The following is a 9,996-nucleotide window of genomic DNA, read 5'->3' on the forward strand; positions in this document are numbered from 1 at the left end:
TTTATAGCATTTTTCTTTTTTATTTTAAAAATACAAAAAAATATTTAATTTTTCATATATTAAAAAGTCGAAAAAAGCTCAAAAAATGATAAAATTTTCATTTTTGGAATTTTTTTTAGCGAATTCTTTGTTTTTTTTTTTTTTTTGTATTATTGAAGTAGGTAAAGAAAATCTTTGCCTTTTAAATTATTAAGAAAGGAGGAGTTTTTATGTTAAATTGAAAAACAGTATGAACAAACCATTTTGGCGACAAAGATTGTGGTTATGATTATGCAGGAAGATATATTTGTTTTTCTGAATACGGTTCAAAAACAAGTTCTGCTTGAAACATTGAACACATAAGACCAAGTTCTATTGGTGGAACAGATAGATATGAAAATTTAATTCCTGTTCACGTTGTTACTAATGCAGAAAGAGCAAATAAACCAGCTTGAGTTTCTAATACCATTCCTTTTGAATATATAAAAGGAAAAGGCATAAGAAATAAAAGAACTGGTAAAATTGTTTCTTAAATGACAGCAAATAAGCACTTAATTTTTTAAGTGCTTATTTTAACTTCTTAATTTTAAAAATAAAAATAAAGGATATACAATGAAAAAAGAAAAAATTGAATTGATGCTTTTAATTTTTATTTGTTTAATATTAACTTTTCTTTCTTTATTTAATTTGGATGAATCTATTTGAATTTGAGAAAGAAATATAAATATTTGAAGAAAAATAATTAATATATTTGTAGCAATTTCAGGTATATTGGGCGTTATATCAATTGTAATGTTTGCAAAAAAGAAAAGAATTGCCTTTATTTTAGCAATTCTTAATGCTATTTTATATGCATTTTTCTCTTTTAGTAATGGACTTGTGATTGATGGTTTTATTCAAATTTTATATATATTTATATTAATTTATATTTTTATAAAAGAAATAATAAATAATAAATATTCTAAAAAAATTAGAGAATTAAGACTCTCTTTATATGCTTCAATAGTTTTTGCAATATTTTTTGTTTTATTAGTCACTATATTTTACTTTTTAAATCCATATACAAATAATTTTATTGGCAAAATGCTAAATATAGATTATTTAGAATTTGCATCTAATTTTAATTATAAAATAACTGCATCACTAATTTTAGCAACATTTAATGCTATTTCAGTTGTTGCATTAACAATGATGGCTTTGGGATTTAGACAAAATTGAATAATTTGATGTTTTAAAAATATTCTTTGTTTCTTTTTCTTCGGTGGGATTGCTTTTTTAAGTTGAACTATATTATTTATTAATTTTGTTTATTTGGTTATTTCAATTTATTTATATTTTGTTACTTCCAAAGAAAAAAGACTAACAATTGCATTCATAGGAATGGGAGCAAGTGGTAAATCCACTATTATCAATAATTTAAGAAATTTTTTAACAGAAAAAAATATTAAAATTATTGATGAAAGATTAAAAGATGAACAAATATTTATAGATTATATGAATGATTTAAAAGCTAAAGGGTATTTTACACAAAAAATATTCTTTAAAGATCGCTTAAAACAAATTAGAGAAATGCAAAACTATTCCAAATCACTAATTGATAGACATATGATTGATGATTTTCTTTTCCCAGAAACATTAATAAAAATGAACTATTTTACGCCAAAACAAAAGGTTTTATGAAATTTCTTTTATAAGGTTAAATACAAATTTCTGTTATCTTTAGAACCTAAGGTTGACATCGCTTTTCTTATTTTAAAAGATTTTGATTTTATTTGAAAAAATAGAACTAATGCAAGTGAAAAACACGAATTAGAAATCGAAAAAAAGAGAAGAAAAATTGAACTTCAAAACAAATATTTTTTTCAAATGGTAAATACAGAATATTTAAAAGAAAATAAAATAATTAGTGATAGTTTAAGAAAAAATCTAAAACTTTTTGCTAAAAAACATTATGAATTTATAAATATAGAAATAGAAAATTCTACAGAAAAAATAAAAGAAATTATTCAAAAAGAAGTAGAAAATTACTAAATTTAAAATCAACCACAATTAAGATGGTTGATTTTAATTTATACAAAATTTATAAAAATTTTAATATTTCCATTTATTGAAAAATTTGGAGTTTGTTTAGAAACAATAAAAACATCACCTTGTTTAATTTTGGTGGTTTTGTTTAAAAAACCTTCTCCTTCAAAAACTACAACTTCTGTACAATGTTTTGCTTTTGTTGTGTCAATAATTTCTGTAGTATTATTTATTTCTTTTTTAGTTAAATTAAAATTTTTTGTATTGTAAAACCCTTCTTGATTTAATTGTTTTTGAATAATAGGTTGTAAATCTAATTTCATTGTTTCAAGAGATTCTTTAGTGTGTATTTCCCTTTTTTTTCCATCTATATCTAATCTTTCATAGTCATATAAACGATAAGTGATATCACTCGATTGTTGTAATTCAAAAACCATTGTTTCTTCAGGTATTCCGTGAATTAAACCAGATTCAATGGAAACAAAATCTCCTTTATTTAAAATAATTTTATTTAAATATTTTTCTGTTTCCTTAGTATTTATAACATTTTTAAAAATTTCTTTATTAGTAGTTGAGGAACCTAATATAAAGGGTTTTCCTTTATTTTCCAACACATATCAACATTCATTTTTACCTAAAGAGTTTAATTTTTTTGCATATTCATCATCTGGATGAACCTGGATACTTAAAGGTAATTTAGCATCTAAAAATTTAGTTAGATTAGGATAAACAAAAGAATTAATATCTTCTTCTTTTATATTGAAAAATTTTGGATTTTCCTTTATAAAATCACTAAATTTTTGATTGGTGTTAATTAAAGTTGATTCACAATTTTTTACTGCTGAAATCAATCATGCTTCGCCTATGTTTTCATTTAAATTAAAAATTCTTTTTATGTTGTCATTTGCTCATAATGTTTTTTTAAAATAAGGTTTTAAAAAAATAATTTCTTCCATTTTATCTCAGTTTTTTGTTAAATATTGAATTAGCAGATAAAGAACTAAAAATCAATAATAATAAAGAAATTATAAGTAAAAATATTCCATATATAAATTTGCTAATATTTACTACTTCCAGCATTTTACTTACTGAATTATATTGATCTGTGTCTTTTTGTAAATTAGCTAATTGTTTTGTTAAATCAACAAATTTACCATAATCACTTGTCCCAAGAACTGTTAAAACTATACCAATAATAAGCGAAATTAAGAAAAGAGTTAATAAACCATAAAGAATCATTTTTTGTTTATCTAATTTAAGTTTATTCATTTTTTGCTCCTTTTCTTAAATTTAATTTATTTTTTAAACTATTTAAAAAAGGAATATTAAATTCTTTATTTGTATTTTTTGAATTTTTTCAAAAACCATATATTAAGCAAGTAATTGTTGTCCCAACAATAATTGATAAGAAGAAGAAAAGAATTCCTAAACCACTTCCATAGACATTAGAACCAACAGCACCTAAAATTGCAACAATAGGTCCTCCGTGTGCTGCAGCGTCTGTTACGCTTAATAGTCCTGCCATAGCACCAGCTACTGCTGAACCTATAACATTTGCAGTAATAACTCTTTTTGGATCAGCAACAGCAAAAGGAATTGCTCCTTCACTAATACCAATAAATCCCATAATTAAAGCAGAAATACCTAATGATCTTTCTTGTTCATTGAATTTTTTTCTAAAAATTACAGTCGCCATACCCATACCTAAAGGTGCAACTGGAATTGCTGCTGCAACCATTCCCATTGGTTCAAATACTTTTTGAGCAACTAATGCAGTAGAAGTTAGAAAAGCTACTTTGTTAATAGGACCACCCATATCAAATCCTGCCATTCCACCAAGCAATCCTCCTATTAAGAATGCTATTCCTAAGTTTAGTGCTCCACCATTTTTAAAGAGATTTTGTAGTGCATGAATAAATTTATCCATTACAAAACCAATAGGAGCTCCTATAATAAATATTACAAGCAGTGAATAAAATAATGTTACAGCAATTGGAATTACAAACATTGGTATAATTGCTGCAATTGATTTTTGAATTTTTAGTTGTGCTAATCATTTAACTGTATAACCAACTAAAATTCCAAAAAGAATGGAACCTAAAAATCCCATAGGTGTTTGTACACTGATGTTACCAATACTAAAAAATAAATTATTCATATTAGCAACTGCTGAAACTACAAATGCAGGCATTATAGCAGCTCTACCTGCAATTGAATAAGCTATATAAGCACCAAGAACTCCTATCATTAAAGTAAAGGAAACAACTCCTATTTCAAGTAAATATCAAAGAAAATCTCCTTTTGGTGCTGCAGAATTATTTCCATATATACTTTTTCCAATACCTAAAGATAAAGCAATCATAATTCCACCGAATATAACAAATGGAATCATATAAGAAATACCTGTAACAATATGCTTTAATAATCCCTTTTTATCGCTATTTTCCTTTATGTTAGGATTTTTAACATCGCTTTTATACACAGAAGAATTGCTTGCTTTTTTAATAACTTCTTCTGTATTGTGAATTGCTTCTTTTGTAGATGTTCTATATAGTTTTTTACCATTAAAAATAGATAAATCGACTTCTACATCACTTGCTACTATTACAAATTCTGCTTCTTTTATATCTTGTACAGTTAATGTATTTTTTGAACCTACAGAACCTCTTGTTTCTATTTTTGGAATATAACCCATTTGTAGTAATTTTTTCTCTAAATTTTCTGCTGAAAGATAAGTGTGAGCTATTCCTACAGCACAAGAAGTAATACCTACAACTTTTTTTCCTATTTGATTTTTTGGTTTTGTTTCTTTCTTTCTGTTAATAAAACTACTAAATAAATTAAAAATTTCTTCTGCATCATCGCTAACTTTTAATTTTTCAATTATTTCTTTATCTAAGAGCATTGTTGAAATTTTTGCAAGCGTTTCTAGATGTATATTATTTTCACTTTTAGATGGAACTAAAATTGAAAATATATATTTTACATTTGAATTATCAAATGTTTTTCATTCAATATTTTCTTTTAACTTTATAAAAAATAAAGTTGGAAAATCAATGTATTCAGATTGTGCATGGGGAATTGCAAATTCATTTTCCATGCCAGTTGAAATTTGATTTTCTCTATTTACCAAAGATTTATATATCTCATCAGAACTAGAAGTTATATTCATATTTAATGCTTGTTTTGCTATAAAACGAAAAACTTCATCTTGAGTTTGTAAATCTTCATTGATAAAAATTTTATCTTTTGAAAAAATTTCCATTTTTCCTCCTTGTTTCTATAATAAAATTATATTTTTAAAAATAATAAAAATTTAAAAAGGAAAAAAATTTACTTTTTTGTTTATTAAATAAGAAAAATATTTTTTATTGTTTATTTATTTCAACCTTCTAATATTTTTAAATTTTTTAAATAAATTTGGTCATAATTTTGATTTTTATGTTCAATTAAAAGTAGAAATATTAAATCAGCAATAAATTGTTGGTTTATTTTTGAAGAAATAGAAACTAAACGTTTATCTTGTTCTAAAGTGTGATAAATTATTACATTTTCATATTGTTCTTTGGTTGTTTTATTTGCTGTTATTAAATAAAATTTGATTTTTTGTTCTTGAAAAACCTTGATTATGTGTTTTATTTCTTTTGTATCACAAGATTTAGAAAATAAAATTATAGTTATTTTCTCATTTTTTTCTTGTCCAGATACAAGTAAAAAAGAATGAAAATCTTTAAAAGGTAAAGCATTTAAACCTATTTTTTGTAAATTTATTCCTAACTCACTTGCCGAAAGAAAAGAACTACCTGCTCCAAAAAGATAAATTTTTTGAGATTTTATAATATCTCTAACAAGTAAATTTACTTCTTCTAAATTTACTAAATGAGCTGTTTGAAAAATAGATTCTCTGTAATAATTAAATAATTTATTTAATATTTTAACATTTTGGTCATTTTCATTTGTATTTATAGTTTGATTAGAATTTAAATAATTGTGAAAAACATAAAATTGCATATCTTTCAATGAATTAAATCCTACTTTTTTAACAGTTTTAGATATTAAAGAAATGGAAATAAAAGTTTTTAATGCTATTTGTTTTATGGAAGAACTATAAAATTCTTTAGGATTTTCTAAAGCAAAATTTATTAAAGACTTTTCAGTAGATGTTAATTTTTCTAGTTCTTTATTTGTAAAAAGTTTATTATTCATAATGATTTTCCTTTAATAAATTATAATTTTAAAAAATTAAAATATAAAAATAAAAGGAAAAAACATATTTTTGCCAATTAATTTTGCTGTTATTTTCATTATTTACAAATAATATAAAATTAATTATCATCATATAAAATATTTAATTTTTTATATTTTTCTAAATATTTAAGTTTAGTTTCTATTCTTTTAAGAATAAAGTAAAAACTTAAGTTGTGTAAAAATAAAATAAATTATAATCTCCAAACCGATCAAATAGATGATAAGCATTATTTAATTATTGCTATAAAAGACAATAATAATAACGTACCTTTTCAAACAATAGAAAAGACAAAAAAAGAGATTGGATTAAAACCTGGACGATATATAAGAATAGGAAGAGACACAAGATTACCTAAACCCCTTGAAGAATTTGAACTTTTAAGAAAATTTGCTAACTATTCTTTTAGTTCTAATTTAAATCATATTGCAACAATTGATGATTTAAATTATGAATATATGAAAGAATATTTGATATTAACAAATGCTAAAAAAGATATTATAGAAATGTCTAAAATTGATATGGCAAAAAGTATGGGACTAATAAGTGATAATAAATTTGAAAATTATCGAGCAAAAAATTTTGCTGTTCTAATGTTTGCAGAAAATCCAAGTAAATTTATTCCTAATGCATTTGTTAAAGTGATTAGAGAAGTAGATGGTACTGACAAGATGGAAGAAAAAATATTTGATGGACCAATTTGACTTCAAGTAAAACAAGTTAATAAGTATTTTGAAAATAATATAATGACATACTACACAATAAGAGAAGATAACAAAATAGAACATAAAATTATTTATAATTATCCACTTGCAACTTTCAAAGAATTAGCAACAAACGCAATTTTACACAAAGAATATGAAAATAATGAATTTGTTGGGATTTATATTTATAAAGATAGAATCTCTTTCATCAACCACAACAAGCCATTACCGCCAGTAACAATAGAATCTCTAAATAATGAAACCAGTTTCGATCAAAGAAAATATATAAACAATGAAATCAAAAATATGTTTTTTGCACTGAAATTAATAGAATCTTATGGTTCAGGGATAAGAAGAGCAAAATCAACTCTTTTGCAAAATAATTCACCTAAATTACTATTTAGTTCAGGGGATGAAAAAAGTAATTTTACCAATGCAATTATTAAAATAAATGAAGAATTTTATAAAAATTTTGATAATAGTTTTTCTAAAAAAACTACCACCAAAACTACCACCAAAACTACTCTTAAATATGATCAAATTCTTAATTTATTAGAGAAAAATCCGTTAATAAATACAAAAGAAATATCAGAAAAATTAAACATCACAATAGATGGAGTTCGTTATCATTTAAGAAAAATGAAAAAGGAAGGATTGGTACGTTATGAGGGTTCTTCCAAACTCGGAAAATGAGTAATTAAAAGGAAATAAAATAATATAATGTAAAATCTGAGTGTATTTAGGTAACATAAGACATTTTGTTTAAATTACTCTTGATTACTTTTTTACAAAGCAATTAATTTCATTATTTATTTAATAAAAAAGTTAACATTTTGAATGTTAACTTTTTTCTTTTGCTTTGAAATTATTTAATAATTTCTGTTACTGAACCAGCACCAACTGTTCTTCCACCTTCACGGATTGAGAATTTTGTACCTTGTTCAACAGCGATAGGAGCGATTAATTCAACTGTTAAGTCAACATTATCTCCTGGCATAACCATTTCTCTTCCTGCTTCAAATTTAATTCCACCAGTAACGTCTGTTGTTCTAAAGTAGAATTGTGGTTTGTAGTTTTGGAAGAATGGTGTATGACGTCCACCTTCTTCTTTTTTAAGAGCATAAATAGCTGCTTTAAATACTGTGTGAGGAACTATTGTTTTTGGTTTAGCAATAACTTGTCCTCTTTCGATTTCTGTTCTATCTACTCCACGTAGTAAAACTCCAGCATTATCTCCAGCCATAGCTGAATCAAGGTTTTTTCTGAACATTTCAATTCCAGTAACAACTGTTTTTTTAGGTTGTTCTTTGTAACCAACGATTTCAACTTCTTCGTTAATTTTAACTTGTCCTCTTTCAACTTTTCCTGTAGCAACTGTTCCACGTCCTGTAATTGTGAAAACATCTTCAACCGCCATTAAGAATGGTTTATCCATTTCTCTAACTGGAGCATCGATGTATGTGTCAACTGCATTCATAAGTTCAAAGATTTTTTCTTCTCATTCTGGTTTTCCTTCTAAAGCACCTTTAGCTGAACCTCTAATGATAGGTGTGTTTTCACCATCGAATTCGTAAGAAGATAATAAGTCTCTAATTTCAAATTCAACTAGGTCAACCATTTCTTCTTCACCAACTAACATATCTACTTTGTTTAAGAAAACAACGATTTTTGGAACCCCAACTTGTTTTGATAATAAGATGTGTTCTCTTGTTTGAGGCATTGGTCCATCTGTAGCAGCAACTACTAAGATAGCACCATCCATTTGAGCTGCACCTGTAATCATGTTTTTAACATAGTCAGCGTGACCTGGACAGTCAACGTGTGCATAGTGTCTTTTTTCTGTTTCGTATTCAATGTGAGCTGTGTTAATTGTAATTCCACGTTCTCTTTCTTCTGGAGCAGCATCGATTGATGCATAGTCTTTAGCTTCTGCTAATCCTTTTTTTGATAAAACTGTAGCAATAGCTGCTGTTAAAGTAGTTTTACCATGGTCAACGTGTCCAATTGTACCAATATTAACGTGTTCTTTTGAACGATCAAAATTTAATTTTGCCATTATATTTCCTTTCATTTATATTAATTTATTTTATTTTAAACGCGCTTAAAACCAACCAAAGAATAGTCTTTCATCTATTTCCTATCCAATCGCGTTTAATTTTTAGTATTTATTTATTATATAAAATACATTAATATTTTACCAAAAAAAAGCAAAAATAAAAATTATTCATACCACAAAAAAATAAAAAGAAAGCACCCTAATGGGTGCTCGAATATAGTATTAATTAATTTATCTGAATTTTTAATATATATGACTATTTAACTAAATTTATGATTGAAAACAAATATAATTTATGAATTACAAGAATTTAATTAAAAATTTAAATATATAGTGTGTATATTAAGTGTAAATTATGTGTGAAGTAAAAGGAGTTAACAAAACTATATTAAAATAAAATTAAAAATTAAGAAAATAAATTAAATAAAACAAATCTAAAAGTAATTATAATATTTCGCATAGATAGTTCTCTATGCGTTATTATTCTACCATAAAAACTCTTCTTTTTTTTTTTTTTTTGCAAAAATTTTTATTTTTTAAAAATATTAATGATTTATTTTAAATTGAAGCAACTTAATATAAAAGAATAAAATCCTTATTATTTCTGTATTTCATATTATAATTTAATAATATTTATATTTGAAAGTAAAGAGGGAATATGAAAAAAAGAAAATTATTATTTATTGGTTCATCAGTAGTAACTTTACCTACTTTGTTTGTAATTTCTTGTGGTGATAAAAACCAAGTTTCTCAAAAAACACCAGAAAACAAAAAGGAATACAAACTAGAAAATAGCAAATTCTTATTTAAAAACAATCAATCTTTTATTGAATTAACTTTTAATCAAGAACTGACTGGAGCAAACACCGCTTCTATTGGTTTGTTAAATAAAAATAACGAAGTTAGATCTTCTATTGAAGAAAATATTAAACCTAAATTTTTACTATTTTTCTATACTTAGCAAAAAATGACACATTTTCAACAAA

At 24.4% G+C, this 9,996-nt stretch carries 9 protein-coding genes; 4 read left to right on the forward strand and 5 right to left on the reverse strand.

Going from position 1 to position 9,996, the window contains the following annotated elements:
- The first annotated feature begins 209 nt into the window (after nucleotides 1-209).
- Both ACXX86_RS01400 and ACXX86_RS01405 read left to right on the forward strand, forming a co-directional pair.
- Entirely contained in the window at nucleotides 210-512 is a 303-nt protein-coding gene (locus ACXX86_RS01400) for an HNH endonuclease signature motif containing protein (RefSeq protein ID WP_458557414.1), read from the forward strand.
- Between the two features lie 79 nt (nucleotides 513-591).
- A complete protein-coding gene (locus ACXX86_RS01405) occupies nucleotides 592-2,010 on the forward strand; it encodes a nicotinamide mononucleotide transporter (protein WP_458560993.1) in 1,419 nt (472 codons plus the stop codon).
- Between the two features lie 38 nt (nucleotides 2,011-2,048).
- Here ACXX86_RS01405 and ACXX86_RS01410 read toward each other — a convergent pair whose 3' ends face one another.
- From ACXX86_RS01410 to ACXX86_RS01425, 4 genes are all read right to left on the reverse strand, one after another.
- Complete coding sequence (locus ACXX86_RS01410) at nucleotides 2,049-2,960, reverse strand: type I phosphomannose isomerase catalytic subunit (protein WP_458560663.1); 912 nt, start codon at nucleotides 2,958-2,960, stop codon at nucleotides 2,049-2,051.
- A gap of 1 nt (nucleotide 2,961) precedes the next feature.
- A complete protein-coding gene (locus ACXX86_RS01415; protein ID WP_458560664.1) occupies nucleotides 2,962-3,273 on the reverse strand; it encodes a hypothetical protein in 312 nt (103 codons plus the stop codon).
- On the reverse strand, nucleotides 3,266-5,269 hold the full coding sequence (locus tag ACXX86_RS01420; RefSeq protein WP_458560994.1) for a PTS fructose transporter subunit IIABC: 2,004 nt from the start codon (nucleotides 5,267-5,269) through the stop codon (nucleotides 3,266-3,268). Before ACXX86_RS01420 ends, ACXX86_RS01415 begins: the two co-directional genes overlap by 8 nt.
- A gap of 110 nt (nucleotides 5,270-5,379) precedes the next feature.
- Nucleotides 5,380-6,210: a MurR/RpiR family transcriptional regulator gene (locus ACXX86_RS01425; RefSeq protein ID WP_458560995.1), complete on the reverse strand. Its 831-nt coding sequence runs from the start codon at nucleotides 6,208-6,210 to the stop codon at nucleotides 5,380-5,382.
- A gap of 213 nt (nucleotides 6,211-6,423) precedes the next feature.
- Between ACXX86_RS01425 and ACXX86_RS01430 the strand changes: the two genes are divergently transcribed.
- A complete protein-coding gene (locus tag ACXX86_RS01430) occupies nucleotides 6,424-7,665 on the forward strand; it encodes a winged helix-turn-helix transcriptional regulator (RefSeq protein WP_458560996.1) in 1,242 nt (413 codons plus the stop codon).
- A gap of 154 nt (nucleotides 7,666-7,819) precedes the next feature.
- On the opposite strand, the gene tuf is transcribed toward ACXX86_RS01430, so the two are convergent.
- Nucleotides 7,820-9,010: an elongation factor Tu gene (gene tuf / locus ACXX86_RS01435; RefSeq protein WP_436358628.1), complete on the reverse strand. Its 1,191-nt coding sequence runs from the start codon at nucleotides 9,008-9,010 to the stop codon at nucleotides 7,820-7,822.
- Between the two features lie 658 nt (nucleotides 9,011-9,668).
- Between tuf and ACXX86_RS01440 the strand changes: the two genes are divergently transcribed.
- Complete coding sequence (locus ACXX86_RS01440) at nucleotides 9,669-9,971, forward strand: hypothetical protein (RefSeq protein WP_458560668.1); 303 nt, start codon at nucleotides 9,669-9,671, stop codon at nucleotides 9,969-9,971.
- The last annotated feature ends 25 nt before the right edge of the window (nucleotides 9,972-9,996 follow it).

The sequence above is a fragment of the Mycoplasma sp. CB776 genome, from assembly GCF_054343395.1.